Origin of the sequence: Marinactinospora thermotolerans DSM 45154, assembly GCF_900167435.1 — a bacterium.
Taxonomy (GTDB): domain Bacteria; phylum Actinomycetota; class Actinomycetes; order Streptosporangiales; family Streptosporangiaceae; genus Marinactinospora; species Marinactinospora thermotolerans.
On the sequence record NZ_FUWS01000009.1, the window covers coordinates 135,563 to 154,338 of the forward strand.

An 18,776-nucleotide genomic window follows, 5' to 3' on the forward strand; every position below is an offset into this window, starting at 1 on the left:
GGCTAGTGGGTGCCCGCGCGGCACGGTGCGGCGCGCGCGGCGGTTTCCGTTCCCGGCCGCGCCCGGCGTCTCACCCCCGCATGGCCCGTACCAGGGAGCCCCGCGCGTCGTCGTTGTCCAGCGACCACAGGCTCAGCCCGCCCAACCCCAGCTCGCGGACGTAGGCGGCCTTGCGCCGGATCAGCTCGGGGTCGTCGTAGCTCCAGAACTCGTCACCGTCGTAGAGCCACAGTGAGCCGTACTCCGAGTCGCGGAAACGCCGTCCGGGCCGCTTGGCGAGCGTCTTGTAGTCCTCATCACCCGGCTCCCAGCGGCCGGGGGCGATGCCCCGCGCCCGTTGGTACAGCCCGTTGCGGCCCGAGGGGACACCGCGCCACCCGCGGCCGAAGCCGGGGACACCGATGAGGAGCTGATGGGGGGCGACGCCCATCTCCAGGTAGTTGACGACGCCGGTGTCCACGCTGAGGCGGTCGGGGGAGGGGTCGTCGGGAGGGGTGTACAGCTGCGAGGCGTGGTTGGTGGTGAGGTCCCAGTCGCCGTTGAAGTCGTACCCCTGCACGATGCCGAAGTCGAGGTGGTCGAACACCTCGGGTTCGATCCCCGCCTCGATCCGGGCGCGGTCGGCGGGCAGGTAGGCGCTCATCTCCACGGTCCGGCCGGTGCGTTCGGTGAACATGTCGAGTCTGCGACGGGTCTCGGCCAGCAACAGGGTGAAGTTGCGGCGGTCCTCGCTGCGCACCACGTTGTGGTCGTGGCCGGCCGAGCCGGGCCACTCCCAATCGAAGTCGAGCGCGTCGAAGATGCCGGCCGCCACGCCCGGGCCACCTTGGGGTTCACCGTCCAGGACGGGCAGGTCACCGTCGAAGTAGGTGGAGATCACCGACTCGGCGAAGGCCGTGCGTGACTCGGGGGTCAGCGCCGCGTTCGAGAGGTAACGCGAGGCGTTCCAGCCACCGAACGAGATCCCGATCCGCAGATGGGGATGGCGTTTGCGGAGTTTGCGAAGTTGGTTGAAATTACCGGCCAGGGGTTGGGTGTAGGTGTCGCCGCGTCCGTCGACGCTCTCCCGCGCCGAGAAGCGGCGTTGATAGTCGGCCCAGGCGTCGCCGGTGGCCTCCTCCGTCATGACGCAGCGTCCGCGTTCGTCCAGCTCACCGAAGGCGTAGATGAGATGGGTCAGTTTGGCGGCCTGCCCGCTGGCGTGGACGTCGCGCGGGAAGTAGTGGCGGTCGTAAATGCCCCATTGAGGGAAGTAACCGACGATTCGCACCGGCGTTGTCCTCTCGCGCTGAGCAGAGTGTGGCACGGAACGCCAGATTCGCCCGCTATCGTCGGTGAGGTCAAGCTTCGGGAAGAAGGGAATCGCATGTCTGGCAGGCCCGGACGATCCCGTTTCGCAGCCGCCACGTCGGGGCCCGGGGCGGTGAGCCTGGCCCTGCTCGCGCTCCTGGCGACCGGCTGTGGAAGCGGAGACGAAGGGGCGACACTCGCCTCGACCGAGGGCGGCCCCACTCCGGAGGAGACCTACGCCGGCGCGGTCCCCGCGGCCCAGGCGCCCGCCCCCGAGGGATACGACCCCGTCGAGATCGAGGGAATCCGGATCAACGCCCCCCGGGGCTGGCAGGTCGACCAGGGCGACGGCCAACTGTGCATGCGCCCCCCGGAGCAGGACTCCTGCGGCTACGGCGCGGTCCAGGTCATCCCGCACGTCTCCCAGCGTGACCCCGCCTCCTGGCCGAAGAAGAACGACGCCTTCAACAAGAAGGACGGCTGGGCCGCCGACCCCTCCGCCTGCCGCAGCCTCGCCACGGCCGAAGCCGGAGACGTCGGGATCAAGGACGCCGAGCACCGGGCCGACTTCACCACCCACGCCGACGGCCTGAAATCGAACTTCTCCACCTGGGAGGTCACCTGCGACAACGGTGACACCTTCGGGGTCAAGCTGTGGTTCCTGCCGGTGAGCGACGTCGCGGTCTACGCCTGGAGCGTGGACGCGCGCTACGAGGACGTCTACCTCGAGATCGCCAAGTCGATGGACATCACCGAGTACAAGAAGTGATCCCGGCCGGGTACGCCGGCGGCGTACCCGGCGGACGGCGCGGCCTCCCCGCGCCCTAGAGACGCTCACGCCTGACCGAGCAGAGAAAGGCCGTCCACTCCGGCGTGCCAAAGTACAACGGCGATTGCCAGGGGTTCTTGGAGTCGCGGATGCCGTGGACCCGGGCGGTGGAGGCGACCTCGACGCAGGCCGTCTGGTTGGTGCTGCGACTGGACTTGCGGAAGACGGTGACGGTGGGGGGAGTGATCGCGCCGGCGCTAGGGGCGGATGGACGTTCGAGCCGGGGGGACGGGCGGGGCGCCGGAAACACAGGGGCCATTCCCCCCACCTCTCCTATATTTCACTGATCACTTCCGTCAGAAGTTTGCGCACCATGTCGCCGCCCATTCCGGCCAGGCGCAGTTTGTTGAAGACGGCCTCGTGATCGGCGATGTCGTCGTCGCCGTCGAGAAAGAGGTTGCTGCCGCGCCCCTCCGTGTACACGGTGGTCAGGCCGTAATCCGCGAGCTTGAGAATCATGAAGCTCGGCATCACCAGTCCGATGTGCGCTCCGGCGCTGTAGGGAATGACCTGAAGCGTCAATTTCGGGTGGTCCATGATGTCGAGCAGGTGGCGGAGCTGTTCGCGCATGACCTCGCGGCCTCCGACGAGCTGGTGGAGGGGCGCCTCGCCGAGGATGATCCACAGGTCCGGCCCTCGTTCGGAGAAGGCCCGTTCCTGTCGTTCCCTGCGGACCTTGACCTGTTCGTGCGTCGACTCCTCGGTCCCGTCGGTGCCGCGGATGATCTCCCAGGCGTAGCGTTCGGTCTGGAGTAGTCCCGTGATCACGGTGCTCGAGTAGGCCTCGATCTCGCGCGCGTCGGCCTCCAACCCGATGAAGGTGCCGTAGCGCCGGTCGAGGTCGTAGGACTGCCACCACCCCCGGCGGCCGGCCTGCCGACGGAGTTCGACCAGCGCGGCGATCTCCTCCTCGCCCAGTCCGTAGTGACGGGCGAGCTGCTTGAGCTCCTTTTCCCGGGGAACCCGTTCCGCGGCCTCCCAGCGGCTCACGGTGGAAATGCGCACTTCGAGGATCCGGGACACATCGGTGATGCTCATCTGGTGCGCGGCACGGAGTTCCTTCATCTCCCGGGCGAGTTGCCACAGGGCGACGGTGGGACTGGAGATCGACATCGGGCTGATCCTCACGGGAAAAACTGTACGACAAACCTCATATGAGACTTGTCAGAAGTTCCGTGCCGGGGCACACTCTAACTATTGCGGTGTTCTAGCCGATACGCAGTGTTTCTGGCTGAATCATGCGTAAGCCGCATAAAGAAGGTGGAATGACCGGTTGAGAGACCGGTATGGGCCAGCACCCCCGGCCCACCACGGACGCCGGCCGTCCGGATCCCCCGTGGGAGGGGAGGTTCTTCCGTCTTGAGGAGGGTCCGGAAGACCTCTGGGCCCGGGCGGCCGGCTTGTGGATCGCGCCCCCGGTGCGGGAGGGGCATCGGGGACGCGATCACCCACCGTCTCTACCACCCCGAACGGGACGGCCCCGACGGGGACACCCCGCCAGGACCGGTCCGCGCCGCCGCTACTCCTCTTCGTCACGTACCAGCCACACCGTGCCCAAGGGCGGGAACGTGACGATCGCCGACGCGGGCTGTCCGTTCCACGGATCGGGCGTGGCCTGGACGAGCGCGCCCGGCTGCGCCACCCCGCTCCCCCCATAGGGCAGGGCATCGGTGTTGAGGACCTCGCGCCAGGGGCCCGCGAACGGCAGGCCGACGCGCCGCCCCGCGTGGGGCGACCCGGAGAAGTTGACCAGGCAGGCCAGCACCGAACCGTCCTCCCCGTGCCGCAGGAACGACAAGGTGTTGCCCGCCGCGTCACCCCCGTCGATCCAGGTGAAACCACCGGGTTCGCAGTCGCGCGACCACAGCGCCGGCGTCGCGCGGTACACCTGGTTGAGGTCGGTGACCAGTCGGCGCAGGCCGGCGTGGTGGGGGTAGTCCAGCAGCCACCACTGCACGCCCGCCTCGTGCGACCACTCGTGCCCCTGGCCGATCTCACCGCCCATGAACAGCAGCTGCTTGCCGGGATGGGCCCACATGTAGGCGAAAAGGGCGCGCAGGTTCGCCGAACGCTGCCAGTCGTCACCCGGCATCTTGTTCAGCAGCGACTGCTTACCGTGCACCACCTCGTCGTGGGACAGCGGGAGCACGTAGTTCTCGCTGAACGCGTACATCATCGAGAAGGTGATCTCGTTGTGGTGGTACTGGCGGTGCACCGGGTCGTGGCGCAGGTACTCCAGGGTGTCGTGCATCCAGCCCATGTTCCACTTGAAGCCGAAGCCCAGCCCGCCGGAGTCGGTGGGGCGGGACACCCCGGGCCAGGCCGTGGACTCCTCGGCGATCATGGTGATGCCGGGGTTGCGGCGGTAGGCCGTGGCGTTGAGCTCCTTGAGGAAGTCGATGGCCTCCAGGTTCTCCCGGCCCCCGTACTGGTTGGGCGCCCACTCGCCGGACTCGCGGGAGTAGTCCAGGTAGAGCATCGAGGCGACGGCGTCCACCCGCAGCCCGTCGATGTGGAACTCCTCCAACCAGAACAGCGCGTTGGCGACCAGGAAGTTGCGGACCTCGGTGCGCCCGTAGTTGAAGATCAGCGTCCCCCAGTCGGGGTGCTCGCCCCGGCGCGGGTCGGGATGCTCGTACAGGGCGGTGCCGTCGAACCGGGCCAGCGCCCACTCGTCCTTGGGGAAGTGCGCGGGAACCCAGTCGAGCAGCACCCCGATACCGGCGCGGTGCAGCGCGTCGACCAGTCCGCGGAAGTCGTCGGGGGAACCGAACCGCGAGGTGGGGGCGTAATAGGAGGTCACCTGATAGCCCCAGGACCCCCCGAAGGGATGTTCGGCCACCGGGAGGAACTCGACGTGGGTGAAGCCGGTCTCGCGCACGTAGTCGACCAGCTCGGTGGCGAGCTCGGTGTAGGACAGCCCCGGCCGCCACGAACCGAGGTGCACCTCGTAGACGCTCATGGGACGCCTGGTCAGCTCCTCGGTCTTACGCTGGGCCAGCCACTCGTCGTCGCCCCACTGGTGAGCGGAGGTGAAGACCACCGACGCGGTGTGCGGGGGCACCTGCGCCGCGAACGCCATGGGGTCGGCCTTGTCCCGCCACACCCCGTCGGCGCCGGCCACCTGGTACTTGTACAGCGCGCCGTCGCCGACGCCCGGGACGAACAGCTCCCACACCCCGGAGGAGCCCAACGAGCGCATCGGATGGGCGGTGCCGTCCCAGTGGTTGAAGTCGCCGATGACGCGGACACCGCGCGCGTTGGGCGCCCAGACCGCGAACGAGGTGCCGGTGACCTCGCCCAGGACCGACGGGAAGCGCCGGGTGTGCGCGCCGAGCACCCGCCACAGCTCCTCGTGCCGTCCCTCGCCGATGAGGTGCAGGTCGAACTCGCCCAACGTGGGCAGGTGCCGGTAGGGGTCGTCGGTGAGGATCTCCTCGCCCTCGGGTTCGTAGCGCACGGCCAGCCGGTAGTCACCGACCTCGCCGCCCGGCAGCGTCGCGGCGAACACCCCCGCGTGCAGGTGCGTCAGTTCGATCCGGTCGCCGTCGGGCAGGACGGCGTGGACCGACAGCGCCATGGGGCGCAGGGCGCGGATGACGACACCGTCGGGGCCGGGGTGGGCGCCGAGAACGCTGTGCGGATCGTGATGGTGGCCGGCGACCAGGCGGTCGATCTCGTCGGTGGAGAGGACGTCACTCATGGGTTTCCCGGTGGGTTGTGGGCCGAAGGCGCGGATGGTCGGTGGTGGTCGTCCGGTCCCGCGGGCGCGGTCAGGCCACGAGGGCGGCGATCGAGTCCAGTGGGATGCGCATCCAGGCGGGCCGGTGGCGGGCCTCGTACATGACCTCGTACACGGCCTTGTCGTATTCGAAGGCGCGCAGGACGACCTGGTGCTTCTCCGGGTCGATGCCGCCGCCGAAGGCGTAACCGGCGCAGAACGCCTCGCGGTTGCGTTGGGCCCAGGCCCGCGCGGGCTCGGCGAGCTCGTCCTCCCGCGCGTGCCCGACGAGCTGGTGGCGGGCCGCGTAGTCGAAGGAGCGCAGCATCCCCGCGACGTCGCGCAACGGGCTGGACAGCCGCTGCCGCTCGGTGATCGGGGCGGCGGGCTCGCCTTCGAAGTCCAGCAGCACCCAGCCGCTGTCGGTGCGGACGACCTGGCCGAGGTGGTAGTCGCCGTGGACGCGCTGCACCGGCAGCGGCGTGTCGAGATCGGCGAAGGCGTCGAAGGCGTCGCGCAACGCGGGAGCGTAGGGCTCCAGCGCCGTGATCTGGGAGGCGGCGACGTCCAGGCGGGACACCATGCTCTCGGCGAGCTCGCCCTGGCTCTCCGGCGTCAGCACGTCGGTGGGCAGCGCCCGGGCGAGGTCGCGGTGGACGGCGGCGGTCGCCGCCCCCAGCCGTTCGGCCTCGCCGGAGAAGTCCCCGCCCGCGTCCTCGGGCGCGACCCCCGGTGAGGCGTAGAGGTCGCGCACGCTGGTCGCGGCGAGCACCCACCCGTCGGTCGCGCTGCGCAGGTAGCGCTGGAGCATGGCCAGGGTGGTGGGGACGAGCGTGTCGGCGGCCGAATCGCGCAGGTCGGTCTCGATCCACCCGTAGGGGCGGGCCACGAACGGGGACCCGCTCAGCGCGGCGGTCAGCTCCAGGTCGGGGTTGTGGCCCGGCCACAACCGGCGGAACATCTTCAACACGTACTCCTCGCCGTAGACCAGCGAGGTGTTGGACTGCTCTCCGGTCAACACCAGGCTGCGCAGACCGGTGTGGATCTCGGTGTCGGGCATCCGCCGGAACCGCACACCGTCCTCGGCGTGGCCCCGGGCGATGTGTTCCAGCAGCCGCGCCGTCATCTCGGGGTCGTGCGTGGCGTCGTAGACGGCCTGGACACACGGTCCGCCGGTGCCCTCGGCGCCGCCCGGCAGCTCGCACACGCCGATCGCGGCGTGTGCGAGGTCGGCGCCGATGCTCCCCTCCGGCCGTAGCCCGAGGAGCACCTGGTAGCGGTCGGTCCTGCCGTGCTGGCCGACCTCCACCACCAGCACCCGCAGCCCTGGTGTCCCGGGGACGAGGACGTGCTGTGATTCGACCCGGAGAGCGTCGATCGGCAGCCCTTTCCCCGCGAACCAGCGCTGCCGTGGAATCCAGGTGGCCAGAAGCTCCTCAAGCTGCGTCATGTCAGAGTGGTCCGTTTCCCCTTCTCAGGCTCGTACCGACGGCGCGCCGGGACGGCCGGCACCGTCCGCCTGCGCGTCCGTGGCCGTGCGGTTGGACTGGGACGTCGGCTCGCCCATGGGCCGGGCGGCCTGGACGGCGACCGGCTCGGCGGCCGGGGCCGCGACCGTGGTGTCCTCGCTCTCCGGCGGGAGCTGGAACCAGTAGAAGCCGTGTCCGGGCAGGGTGAGCAGGTAGGGCAGTTCACCGATCGCCGGAAAGCGCACGCCCCCGGTGCACTCGATCGGGGTGACCCCTTCGAAACGACGCAGGTCGAGCTCGACCGGCTGCGGGAACCGCGAGAGGTTGTTGACGCACAGCATCCGGTCGTCGCCGTACTCGCGCACGAACGCCAGCACGCTGGGGTTGCTCGCGTGCAACTCGGTGAAGTCGCCGGTGCCGAACACCGGGTGGCGCTTGCGGATCTGGATCATCTTGCGGGTCCAGTTCAGCAGCGAGCTGGGATTGTCGCGTTGGGCCTCGACGTTGACCGCCTGGTAGCCGTAGATCGGGTCCATGATCAGCGGCAGGTACAGGCGCCCGGGGTCACAGCGGGAGAAGCCGGCGTTGCGGTCCGACGTCCACTGCATCGGGGTGCGCACCGCGTCGCGGTCGCCCAACCAGATGTTGTCGCCCATGCCGATCTCGTCGCCGTAGTAGAGCACCGGCGAACCCGGCAGGGACAGCAGCAGGGCGGTGAACAGCTCGATCTGATTCTGGTCGTTGTCCAGCAACGGCGCGAGCCGCCGACGGATGCCCACGTTGGCGCGCATCCGGGGATCCTTGGCGTACTCGGCGTACATGTAGTCGCGCTCTTCGTCGGTGACCATCTCCAGCGTCAGCTCGTCGTGGTTGCGCAGGAAGATGGCCCACTGGCAGTTGCGGGGGATCTGCGGGGTCTGGGCCAGGATCTCCGAGATCGGGTAGCGCTGCTCGCGGCGCACGGCCATGAACATCCGCGGCATCAGCGGGAAGTGGAAGTTCATGTGGCACTCGTCGCCACCGGCCTCGAAGTCGCCGAAGTAGTCGACCACGTCGGCCGGCCACTGGTTGGCCTCGCTCAGCAGGACCCGGTCGGGGTAGAGCCGGTCGACCTCGGCGCGGATCCGCTTGAGGAACTCGTGCGTCTCCTTGAGGTTCTCGCAGTTGGTTCCTTCGCGTTCGTACAGGTAGGGCACCGCGTCCAGCCGGAAGCCGTCGATGCCGAGGTCCAACCAGAACCGCAGTACTTCGAGGATCGCCTCCTGAACCGCCGGGTTCTCGAAGTTGAGGTCGGGCTGGTGGGAGAAGAACCGGTGCCAGTAGTACTGGCCGCGCACCTCGTCGTAGGTCCAGTTGGACTGCTCGGTGTCGACGAAGATGATCCGGGCGTCGCTGTAGCGCTCGGTGGTGTCGGACCAGACGTAGAAGTCGCCGTAGGGGCCGTCCGGGTCCTCGCGGGAGGCCTTGAACCACGGGTGCTGGTCGCTGGTGTGGTTCATGACCAGGTCCGCGATGACCCGGATACCGCGCTTGTGGGCCTCTTCGACGAGCTCCACGAAGTCGGCGATCTGCCCGAACTCCGGGAGGATCTTCATGTAGTCCGAGATGTCGTAACCGCCGTCGCGCAGCGGGGACTCGTACAGGGGGAGCAACCAGATGCAGTCGATCCCCAACCACTCGAGATAGTCGAGCTTCTCGATGAGTCCGCGCAGGTCACCGGTGCCATCGCCGTTGGAGTCGTAGAAACCCCGGGCGAGCACCTCGTAGAAAACCGCGTGTTTGTACCAGTAGGGGTCACGAGGCTTCTCGTGCGTGAACGTGTCGGGCACGGCCACAAGGGGCATGGGGCTGGTGCCTGGCACCGGCTCGGGTGTGGTCACGATGTACTACTCCACCAGTTGGCTTTCCAGTTCGCTCCCCCGATCGGACTCCGCTGACGGGTCAGGGAGCACCTTCGTGAGAGGTGACTGTGAATATGTGTGCGGACTGGACATGCGGGTCGAGGCGGACGTAATTTGCCTCTCCCCATTGATACGACTCGCCCGACAATTGGTCCGTGACGGTGATCCGGTCGCCGGGAGAGAACCCGAGAGCGGGCATATCGAGCCACACCGTCGCCTCGCGCGTGTGGTGTGGGTCGAGATTGGCGACGACCAGGATGGTGTCCGCGTCGTGATGGGGTGTGCCCGCGCGTGGAATTCCGTCGGTTCCGTGGTCGCCGGTCCGGGCCAGCCGTTTGGAGAAGCAGATCAGCTCCGGCTGGTCGACATGGTGGAACCGCAGGTTACGCAGTTCCTGCAATGCCGGGTGGTTGCGCCGCAGGTAGTTTAGCCTGCGGATCAACGGGGTTATGGTCGTTCCGGCCGCCTCGGCGGCGGCCCAATCCCGGGGTTTGTACTGGTATTTCTCGGAGTCGAGGTATTCCTCGCTCCCGGGACGCACCGCCCTGTTCTCACACAGTTCATACCCCGAATAGATCCCCCACGTCGGCGACATCGTGGCGGCGAGGATCGCGCGGATCTCGAACGCCGGACGCCCACCGTGCTGGAGGTAGGCGTGCAGGATGTCGGGCGTGTTGGGGAAGAGGTTGGGACGCATGTAGGCGGCCGATTCGCCGCTGAGCTCGCCGAGGTAGTCCTCCAGCTCCTCCTTGGTGTTGCGCCAGGTGAAGTAGGTGTAGGACTGGTGGAAGCCGACCTTGGCCAGCGTGTGCATCATCGCCGGACGGGTGAACGCCTCGGCCAGGAAGAGCACGTCGGGGTCGGTCTCGGCGATGTCGGCGAGCAGCCGCTCCCAGAAGGCCACCGGTTTGGTGTGGGGGTTGTCGACCCGGAAGATCCGCACGCCGTGCGCCATCCAGTGCCGCACGATCCGGCGGACCTCCTGGAAGATCCCCTCGGGGTCCCTGTCGAAGTTCAGCGGATAGATGTCCTGGTACTTCTTCGGCGGGTTCTCGGCGTAGGCGATGGACCCGTCGGCGCGCACCGTGAACCACTCGGGGTGTTCGGTGACCCAGGGGTGGTCCGGCGACGCCTGGAGGGCCAGGTCCAGGGCGATCTCCAGGCCGTGTTCGCGGGCCTCGGCGACGAAGGCGTCGAAGTCCTCGATCGTGCCCAGGTCGGGGTGGACGGCGTCGTGGCCTCCCTCGTGCGAACCGATGGCCCAGACCGATCCGGGGTCGCCGGGCTGGGCGACCAGCGAGTTGTTGCGGCCCTTGCGGAAGGAGTGGCCGACGGGGTGGATGGGGGGCAGGTAGACGACGTCGAAGCCCATCTCGGCGATCGCGGGCAGCCGTTTGGCCGCGGTCGCGAACGTGCCGGAACGCTGCTCGCCCTCCTCGCCGTCGAGGACCGTCGCCCCCTCAGAGCGGGGGAAGAACTCGTACCAGGAGCCGACCAGCGCCCGACGGCGGTGGACGACGATCGGATGGCGCCGGGAGCGCGTGACGAGCTCCCGGAGCGGGTTGGCGGCCATCTCGTCCAGCACCTCGGCAGCGGTGGCGGCCGCGAGGCGGTCCACGGCCGGCAGGGTGGGGTCGCGCAGCACGGAGGCGAGCCTGGCCAGCGCCGGGCGTTTGGGCACGCGCTTGGCCGCGCGCTCGAACAGGCGGGCGCCCTCCTCCAGCATGAGGTCGACGTCCTGGCCGAGCGGGATCTTGATCTCGGCGTTGTGCCGCCAGGTCGCGAACGGATCGCTCCACGCCTCGATCCCGAACGTCCAGCGTCCCTCGGAGGAGACGGTCACCTCGGCGCCGTAGCGGTCGGTGCCGGGCGCGAGCTCGCGCATCGGCACGAGGGGGCGCCGGCGACCCTGGGGGTCCCACAGGACCACGCCGGCGCTGAGTGAGTCGTGTCCTTCACGGAAGACGGTCGCGCTCACCGGAAAGGTCTCTCCGGCCACGGCCTTGGCCGGGCCGAGGTCGACCACCGGGGCGATGTCGAGAATGGGGAATCGTCCGATCACAGGTGCACCGTAGATGTCGAGAAATATGGGCGGATCTGGTGATGTGCGCTTTGGAGAAGCCGATTCGGTCTGTTGATGCGCCCGAAAAGCCCGCCGCAGGGGTGTGCGGACCGGGCTGTCCAGTGCGCCTCAATCTCTATCGTCGGCGCCGTTTAGGCACTCTCCGACAGTCCGGGTCGTTCTATTTTTGTGATAGTACTCACAGCGTTGGTCACGTGAGTCAACCTTGCCATTTTTTGACCAGGCGTGATGTCAAGGGCGAATCGGTCGCCGGGAACGTGGGCAACTCCCGTACCGGTCGTTACCGGATGATTAACGGGGGAGAGGCGCGCCGGATTGTACGTGACGGAAAAGTAAAAAGATCGTTTCGGGCGTCTCAGGGGAATACGCGAGTTTGCCATTCCGGCACTCCTCGCGTTTCGGTACGTCCCTCCGAAAACCCCTATTTCCGACACTTTGCGCCGGCTTGCTCGTTGGGCTCGCATACCGCCCCCACATTGGCTAGCCTCACGCTCCGTGAAGGCGATCCGCAGGTTCACCGTCCGTACCGTCCTACCCGAGGAGCTGTCCCAGTTGGGCAGGCTCGCGGCCAACCTCCGCTGGGCGTGGCACGCACCCACCCGCGAGGTGTTCGCCGCGATCGACCCAGAGGTGTGGGAGGCCGTCGAACACGACCCCCTCCGGCTGCTGGGCGAGGTCACCAGCGAACGGCTCACCGAACTCGCCGCCGATGACGGCTTCCGCGCCCGGCTGGACGAGGTCGCCGCCGACCTCGACGCCTACCTCACCGAACCGCGCTGGTACCAGAACGAGACGGGGGACGGCGCGCCCCCGCCCTCGGCCATCGCCTACTTCTCCGCCGAGTACGGGCTGACCGCGGCCCTGCCCCAGTACTCCGGTGGCCTGGGCATCCTCGCCGGCGACCACCTCAAGAGCGCCAGCGACCTGGGCGTCCCGGTCATCGGCGTGGGACTGCTCTACCGGCACGGGTACTTCTCCCAGAAGCTCTCCCCCGAGGGGTGGCAGCTGGAGGACTACCCCGAGATCGACCCGCGCGGGCTGCCCATGACCCAGCTCCAGGGCGCCGACGGCGAACCCGTGCGCATCTCCGTGGGCCTTCCCGGAGGCCGCGCCCTTGTCGCGCACGTGTGGGTGATCAAGGTCGGCCGTGTCCCGCTGCTGCTCCTCGACGCCTGCCAGGAGATGAACGATCCCGAGCTGCGCAGCGTCACCGACCGTCTCTACGGAGGCGGCACCGAGCACCGACTGCGGCAGGAGCTGCTGCTCGGCGTCGGCGGGGTGCGGGCGGTACGCGCCTACTGCGAGCTGACCGGGCACCCCGTCCCCGAGGTCTTCCACATGAACGAGGGGCACGCCGGTTTCCTCGGACTGGAGCGCGTCCGCGAGTACGTGGCGGCCGACGGACTCACCTTCGAGCAGGCCCTTGAGGCCACCCGCACCGGAACCGTGTTCACCACCCACACCCCGGTTCCCGCCGGCATCGACCGGTTCCCGCGTGATCTGGTCGAACGCCACTTCAGCGGCGACAACGCCATCGACGGGCTGCCGGTGGAGCGGATCATGGCCCTGGGCGCCGAGAGCTACGAGGGCGGCGATCCCGGGGTGTTCAACATGGCCGTCATGGGGATGCGGCTGGCCCAGCGCGTCAACGGGGTCAGCCTGCTGCACGGCGAGGTCAGCAGGCGGATGTTCCAGGGCCTGTGGCCGGGGTTCGACACCGCCGAGGTCCCCATCACCTCCATCACCAACGGCGTGCACGCCCGCACCTGGGTCGCCGAGGAGGCGCAGGAGCTCGCCGCGCGGATCGTCGACGACTCCGACGAGTTCACCCGGGTGGAGGGGTGGCGCAAGGTCGTCGGCGCCTCCGAGCGCGAGCTGTGGGAGATGCGCCGCACCCTGCGCGAGCGCCTCGTCGTCGACGCGCGCCGGCGGCTGCGCCGCTCCTGGCGCCAGCGCGGCGCGAGCGAGGCCGAGCTCGGCTGGATCGACGACGTCCTCGACCCGAACATCCTGACGATCGGCTTCGCCCGGCGGGTGCCCTCCTACAAGAGGCTCACGCTCATGCTGCGCGACCGCGACCGGTTGAAGTCGCTGCTGCTGCACCCACAGCGCCCGCTCCAGATCGTCATCGCGGGCAAGGCCCATCCCGCCGATGACGGCGGCAAGCGGCTGATCCAGGAGATCGTGCGCTTCGCCGACGATCCCGAGGTGCGCCACCGCATCGTCTTCCTGCCCGACTACGACATGGCGCTGGCCCGCTCGCTCGTCCAGGGCAGCGACGTGTGGCTGAACAACCCCCTGCGCCCGTTGGAGGCGTGCGGCACATCGGGCATGAAGGTCGCGCTCAACGGCGGTCTCAACCTGTCCATCCGCGACGGCTGGTGGGACGAGTGGTTCGACGGCTCCAACGGCTGGGCGATCCCCACCGCCGACGGCGTCGCCGAGCCCGACCGCCGGGACGCGATCGAGGCCGCCGCGCTGTACGACCTGTTCGAGGAGCAGGTCGCCCCGTTGTTCTACGACCACGATGAGGACGACCTGCCCAAGCGCTGGATCGAGATGGTCAAGCACACCCTGGTGTCCCTGGGTCCCAAGGTGCTGGCCACCCGGATGGTGTGCGACTACGTGGAGCGGCTGTACCGTCCCGCCGCCGAGTCCTCCCGGCGGGTGGCCGCCGACGGACTGGCCGGGGTGCGCGACCTCGCCGAGTGGAAACAGCGGGTGGTCCGTTCCTGGCCGGGGGTGCACATCGAGCACGTCGAGGTGGCCGGGGTCGAGGACCCGCCCCAGGTGGGAGGCGAGCTGAAGGTCCGGGCCACGGTCGTGCTCGGCGACCTGGAGCCCGCCGACGTGCGCGTCGAGGTCGCGCTGGGGCGGCTGGACGGCGCGGGAGAGCTGGTCGAGCCGTCGTTCGCCCGGCTTTCCGCCGCCGAGGGGAAACCGGCCGACAGCCCGCTCGTGCGCTACTCCGGCTCGATCCCCCTGGACCGTCCCGGGGCCTGCGGCTACACCGTGCGGGTGCTGCCCGACCACCCGTTGCTCGCGCATCCGGCCGAGCTGGGCCTGATCGTCGTGCCCGAACCACCCGAGGGCATGGTCGCGGGGATGCCGTTGCGTTGACGCCGACCGCCCCGGTCCCGCGGTAGCCGGGGCCGGGGCGGTCTCGTCCGCGGGCATCGGTTCGGGCCGTCCTTGACGGGGCAGGGCGAATGGCGCCCATAATGGGAGAAACCGACAGGGGAGCGCTTTGGCGCTGAGAGTGCGGGGCAGCCCGCAGACCCTTACACACCTGATCTGGGTCATGCCAGCGAAGGAAGTCGTGGGAACCGCCGACCGGCCGTCACACCCCACGCGCCGGTCCGCGTAGGACCTGCGCCGCACGGGTGGCCGGCGGCGCTCTTGGCCTGGGCCCTCTCGCTCTTCTCCACGCGAAGGGACACCCGTGAAACCCTCAACCCCCGCCCACAAGGACCCCGGACCGCCCATCCGACGCCGATGGCGCACCGTCGACATCGTGGTCGCCGCCGTCGTCGGCGTCGCGGTCGGCGTCGTCTTCTGGCTGTGGGGCCTGGTCTGGCAGGCCACCGAGGTCCTGTTCGTCTTCTTCCCACCGGCGCAGGCCGTCCTCTACGGGGTGTGGATGCTGCCGGGCGTGCTCGGCGCGCTGATCATCCGCAAGCCGGGAGCGGCGCTGCTCACCTCCATCACGGCGGCGTCCGTCTCGGCGTTCCTGGGCACCACGTGGGGCCTGACCGTCGTCCTTGAGGGAGCCCTCCAGGGGCTGCTGCCCGAGCTGGTCTTCGCGGCCTTCCTGTACCGGCGGTGGAACGTCGGCGTCAGCGTCCTCGCCGCGATGGCGGCCGGACTGTCCCCCGCGGTCCTCGACAACGTCCGCTACTACCCGACCTGGCCGTTGGAGTACCAGCTCGCCTACGGCGGTCTCGTCCTGATCAGCGCGGCCCTCATCGCCGGGGTCGGCGCGCGGCTGTTGACCACGGCGCTGGCCCGGGCCGGCGCGCTGGCGCCGTTCCCGTCGGCGCGGGGCTGAGGGCATGCCGGATCCGAGCCAGGGGGCCCGCGTCGAGCTCGCCGGATGGGGCTGGCGCCACTCCGGCCGGCGGGAATGGGCGCTGCGCGGTGTGGACCTGACCATCGAACCGGGGGAGCGCGTCCTGCTCCTGGGCGCGTCGGGGGCGGGCAAGAGCACCCTGCTGCACGCCATGGCCGGGCTCACCGGCCCCGAGCGGGCGATCGACGGCGAGCAGGAGGGGAGCCTGCTGGTCGACGGCGAGCCGGCCGCCGCCCGCAGGGGCGGGACCGGCCTGGTCGCCCAGGACCCCGAGACGCAGCTCGTCATGGCCCGGGCCGGCGACGACGTCGCTTTTGGGCCGGAGAACCTCGGAGTGGCGCGCGAGGAGATCTGGCGCCGGGTGGACACGGCGCTGCGCGAGGTCGGTTTCCCCTACGGCCCGCAGCGTTCCACCGCCGCGCTGTCGGGAGGCGAGAAGCAGCGGCTCGTCGTCGCCGGCGCGTTGGCCATGCGTCCGCGGCTGCTTCTGCTGGACGAGCCCACCGCCAACCTCGACCCCGAGGGCGCGTGGGTGGTGCGCGGGCTCGTGGCCCGCCTGGCCGAGACGCGCGGAGCCACCCTGGTGCTGGTCGAACACCGGGTGGCGGAGGTGACCGACCTGGTGGACCGGGTGGTCGTGGTCGAACCGGGCGGCGGCGTCGTCGCGGACGGACCACCCCACGAGGTCTTCACCCGGCACGGCGCGGACCTGGCCGCCCGAGGCGTGTGGGTGCCCGGCCACGAACCCCGGGTCGCCCTTCCTGCGGCCCCGGCGGGAGAGACGCTCCTGGAGGCCGTGGCGTGCGTCCTGCGCACGCCCCCCGAACCGGGCCTGGGCGGCGCCGGCCCGCGGACGGTGCTGGAGTCGGTGAACGAGACCGTGCGCTCGGCCGGCGCGACAGCGCTGACCGGACCCAACGGGGCCGGCAAGTCCACGCTGCTGGCGGCCCTGGCCGGGCTGGCCGCGCCCCACTCCGGCGAGGTGCGCCCGCGCGGTCCACTGGCGGCGGAGGACACCCGGCCCCTGCACCGTTGGCCGGCCCGCCGCCTCGCCCGCAGGATCGGCACCGTGTTCCAGCACGCCGAGGACCAGTTCGTCACCACCACCGTCCGCGACGAACTGCGCTTCGCGCCGCTGCGCGCCGGGATGCGGCGGGCCGAGGCCGACGTGTGGGTGACGGAGCTGATGGAACGGCTGCGGCTGGCCCCGCTGGCCGACGAACACCCGTTCACGCTGTCCGGAGGGGAGAAGCGCCGGTTGTCGGTGGCGACCGCGCTCAGCTCCGGTCCCGCCCACGCCCCCGATGTGCTCGTCCTGGACGAGCCGACCTTCGGGCAGGACACCCGGACGTGGCGGGAGCTGGTGGAGCTGCTGGCGGATCTGCGCGCCCAGGGGCGGGCGATCGTCATGGCCACCCACGACGAACTGCTGCTGCGCACCCTCGCCGACGTCGAGCTGCGGGTGGGCGGGGGACGGGTCCACCGCGCCGCCCCCCACGCGCGGGAGGAGGCCCGATGAGCACCGTGGCGCCGCGGGACGACATCGTCGCGGAAAGGGAGCCGTCGGTGGGCGGGGCGCGCACGTGGCTGCGCCGCGTCAACCCGGCGGCCAAGCTGCTGGCCGCGCTGATCATGGCCTTCGGCCTGCTCGTCGTCGTCGACCCGGTCACCGGCGGCGTGGCGCTCGCGGCCGGCCTGGCGCTGGTCCCGTTCAGCGGGGTCGGGCGGCGCACGCTGCTGCTCGTGGGCGTCCCGTTCCTGGTGATGGGCCTGTCCTCCGGGGTGGTCAACCTCCTGTTCGGGGAGGAGGGGGCGCTGGGCGCGCTCGGGGCCGCCATCCGGGTCATGGCCATCGCGTTGCCGGGGGTCCTCGCCGGGGTCACCACCGACCCCACCGACCTCGCCGACGCCCTCGTCCAGCGGTTGCGGGTGCCCGAACGGCCGGCGCTGGGGGCCCTGGCCGCGTTGCGGCTGGTCCCGTTGCTGGCCGGCCAGTGGCGCACGCTCACCCTGGCCCGTCGGGCGCGCGGCCTGGACGCCGGGGGGAACCCGGTGACGGCCGCCGCGATCTTCGCCGGCAAGGTGTTCGCGTTGCTCGTGCGCTCCATCCGGACCGGCACCCTGCTGGCGACCGCGATGGAGGCCCGGGCGTTCGGCACGGGCCCGCGCACCCAGGCCAGGAACAGCCCGTGGGGCAACGGCGACACGGCCGTGGTCGCGGGGGCGGTCCTGGTGGTCGCCGCGGCGCACGGGACCTCCCTGGCCGTGGGCACCTGGACGCCGCTGTTCGGGTGAGCCCGAAGGGGCCCACCCGGCGCGGGGCGCGGATCCCGAGGGTCTCCCGCGCTCCCGCTCGCCGCCGCGCCTGTCCCCTGAACGACCGCCCGTCGCGGGGGAGCGAGACATGGGTGACACAGCGGCGGACGGGAGGGCGGCGCCTGCCGGGGCCGTGCCGTTCCACCGGGCCTCCCGCCGCCGGCCACCGGACCGGTCGACGGCGGTCGAGGATCCGGTGTCGGAGGAAGGGACGGCCGGCCTCTCACGGGTGCCGCCTGGCAGCGGCGCGTCGCCGGGTGATAGGCAGTGCACTGGAAACGATCCGTACGGAGAAGAAGGTGGTGCCCGTGGGCGAGTTCGTTCGCGTCGAGGCGGTGCCGGACCAACCCGCCGTCGCCGTCATCCGGCTGGACCGGCCCAAGATGAACGCGCTCAACGCCCAGGTCCAGGCGGAGATCGCCGAGGCGGCGGCCGAGGTGGGCGCCGACGACACGGTGCGGGGCGTGGTGGTCTACGGCGGCGAACGGGTGTTCGCCGCGGGCGCCGACATCAAGGAGATGGCGGACATGTCCTACGCGCGAATGGCCGCCCACTCCGCGCGTCTGCAGGAGTCCTTCACCGCGGTGGCGCGCATCCCCAAACCGGTCGTCGCCGCGATCACCGGCTACGCGCTCGGAGGCGGCTGCGAGCTCGCGCTGTGCGCGGACTTCAGGGTCGCCGCGGAGGACGCCAAGCTCGGCCAGCCCGAGATCCAGCTCGGCATCATCCCCGGCGCGGGGGGAACCCAGCGACTGCCGCGCCTGGTCGGCCCGGCCAGGGCCAAGGACCTCATCTACACGGGCCGCCACGTCGAGGCCCGTGAGGCGCTGGAGATGGGCCTGGTCGATAGGGTGGTCCCGGCCCAGGAGGTCTATCCGACCGCGGTCGCGATGGCCGCGCGCTACGCCGACGGTCCGGCCGTCGCGTTGCGGGCCGCCAAACAGGCCATCGACAACGGTCTGGAGGTCGACCTGGACACCGGCCTGGAGATCGAGCGCCTCCAGTTCTCCGCGCTGTTCGCCACCGAGGACCAGAAGACGGGGATGCGCAGTTTCGTCGAGCAGGGGCCGGGCAAGGCGCGGTTCACGGGAAGGTGAG

Annotated in this window: 13 protein-coding genes and 1 riboswitch; of the genes, 6 read left to right on the plus strand and 7 right to left on the minus strand. The window is 70.2% G+C overall.

The features are described 5' to 3' along the window. Window positions 1-70: 70 nt before the first annotated feature. Window positions 71-1,270, minus strand: coding sequence for a glycoside hydrolase family 18 protein (locus B5D66_RS16795; RefSeq protein ID WP_078762697.1), 1,200 nt, complete (start codon window positions 1,268-1,270; stop codon window positions 71-73). 96 nt (window positions 1,271-1,366) lie between these two features. Here B5D66_RS16795 and B5D66_RS16800 point away from each other — a divergent pair, with 96 nt between their 5' ends. Then, window positions 1,367-2,059, plus strand: a complete 693-nt coding sequence (locus B5D66_RS16800) for a hypothetical protein (RefSeq protein WP_078762698.1) — start codon at window positions 1,367-1,369, stop codon at window positions 2,057-2,059. A 55-nt stretch (window positions 2,060-2,114) separates the two neighbouring features. On the opposite strand, the gene B5D66_RS16805 is transcribed toward B5D66_RS16800, so the two are convergent. The 6 genes from B5D66_RS16805 to B5D66_RS16830 form a co-directional block, all read right to left on the minus strand. Then, a complete protein-coding gene (locus tag B5D66_RS16805) occupies window positions 2,115-2,378 on the minus strand; it encodes a DUF397 domain-containing protein (RefSeq protein ID WP_078762699.1) in 264 nt (87 codons plus the stop codon). A 14-nt stretch (window positions 2,379-2,392) separates the two neighbouring features. Continuing rightward, window positions 2,393-3,247: a helix-turn-helix domain-containing protein gene (locus B5D66_RS16810; RefSeq protein ID WP_144390177.1), complete on the minus strand. Its 855-nt coding sequence runs from the start codon at window positions 3,245-3,247 to the stop codon at window positions 2,393-2,395. 391 nt (window positions 3,248-3,638) lie between these two features. Beyond that, window positions 3,639-5,822, minus strand: coding sequence for a 1,4-alpha-glucan branching protein GlgB (gene glgB / locus B5D66_RS16815; protein ID WP_078762701.1), 2,184 nt, complete (start codon window positions 5,820-5,822; stop codon window positions 3,639-3,641). Between the two features lie 70 nt (window positions 5,823-5,892). After that, window positions 5,893-7,290 carry a maltokinase N-terminal cap-like domain-containing protein gene (locus B5D66_RS16820; protein ID WP_078762702.1) on the minus strand — a complete coding sequence of 466 codons (1,398 nt, stop codon included), beginning with the start codon at window positions 7,288-7,290 and terminating at the stop codon, window positions 5,893-5,895. Between the two features lie 24 nt (window positions 7,291-7,314). Further along, window positions 7,315-9,153 (minus strand): maltose alpha-D-glucosyltransferase, encoded by a 1,839-nt coding sequence (gene treS, locus B5D66_RS16825; protein WP_078762835.1) that lies wholly within the window; start codon window positions 9,151-9,153, stop codon window positions 7,315-7,317. A gap of 97 nt (window positions 9,154-9,250) precedes the next feature. Further along, window positions 9,251-11,272 carry an alpha-1,4-glucan--maltose-1-phosphate maltosyltransferase gene (locus tag B5D66_RS16830; RefSeq protein ID WP_078762703.1) on the minus strand — a complete coding sequence of 674 codons (2,022 nt, stop codon included), beginning with the start codon at window positions 11,270-11,272 and terminating at the stop codon, window positions 9,251-9,253. 516 nt (window positions 11,273-11,788) lie between these two features. Between B5D66_RS16830 and glgP the strand changes: the two genes are divergently transcribed. The 5 genes from glgP to B5D66_RS16855 all read left to right on the plus strand — a co-directional run bounded on the left by glgP (window position 11,789) and on the right by B5D66_RS16855 (window position 18,775). Then, on the plus strand, window positions 11,789-14,413 hold the full coding sequence (gene glgP, locus B5D66_RS16835) for an alpha-glucan family phosphorylase (protein ID WP_078762704.1): 2,625 nt from the start codon (window positions 11,789-11,791) through the stop codon (window positions 14,411-14,413). Between the two features lie 106 nt (window positions 14,414-14,519). Next, window positions 14,520-14,626, plus strand: a riboswitch (TPP riboswitch). Between the two features lie 109 nt (window positions 14,627-14,735). Then, window positions 14,736-15,341 carry an ECF transporter S component gene (locus B5D66_RS16840; protein WP_078762705.1) on the plus strand — a complete coding sequence of 202 codons (606 nt, stop codon included), beginning with the start codon at window positions 14,736-14,738 and terminating at the stop codon, window positions 15,339-15,341. Window positions 15,342-15,345: 4 nt separating this feature from the next. Further along, entirely contained in the window at window positions 15,346-16,881 is a 1,536-nt protein-coding gene (locus B5D66_RS16845) for an ABC transporter ATP-binding protein (RefSeq protein WP_078762706.1), read from the plus strand. Further along, complete coding sequence (locus B5D66_RS16850) at window positions 16,878-17,657, plus strand: energy-coupling factor transporter transmembrane component T family protein (RefSeq protein WP_078762707.1); 780 nt, start codon at window positions 16,878-16,880, stop codon at window positions 17,655-17,657. The genes B5D66_RS16845 and B5D66_RS16850 overlap by 4 nt, the downstream gene beginning before the upstream one ends. Window positions 17,658-17,986: 329 nt before the next feature. Further along, window positions 17,987-18,775, plus strand: a complete 789-nt coding sequence (locus tag B5D66_RS16855; RefSeq protein ID WP_078762836.1) for an enoyl-CoA hydratase/isomerase family protein — start codon at window positions 17,987-17,989, stop codon at window positions 18,773-18,775. Window position 18,776 lies beyond the last annotated feature (1 nt).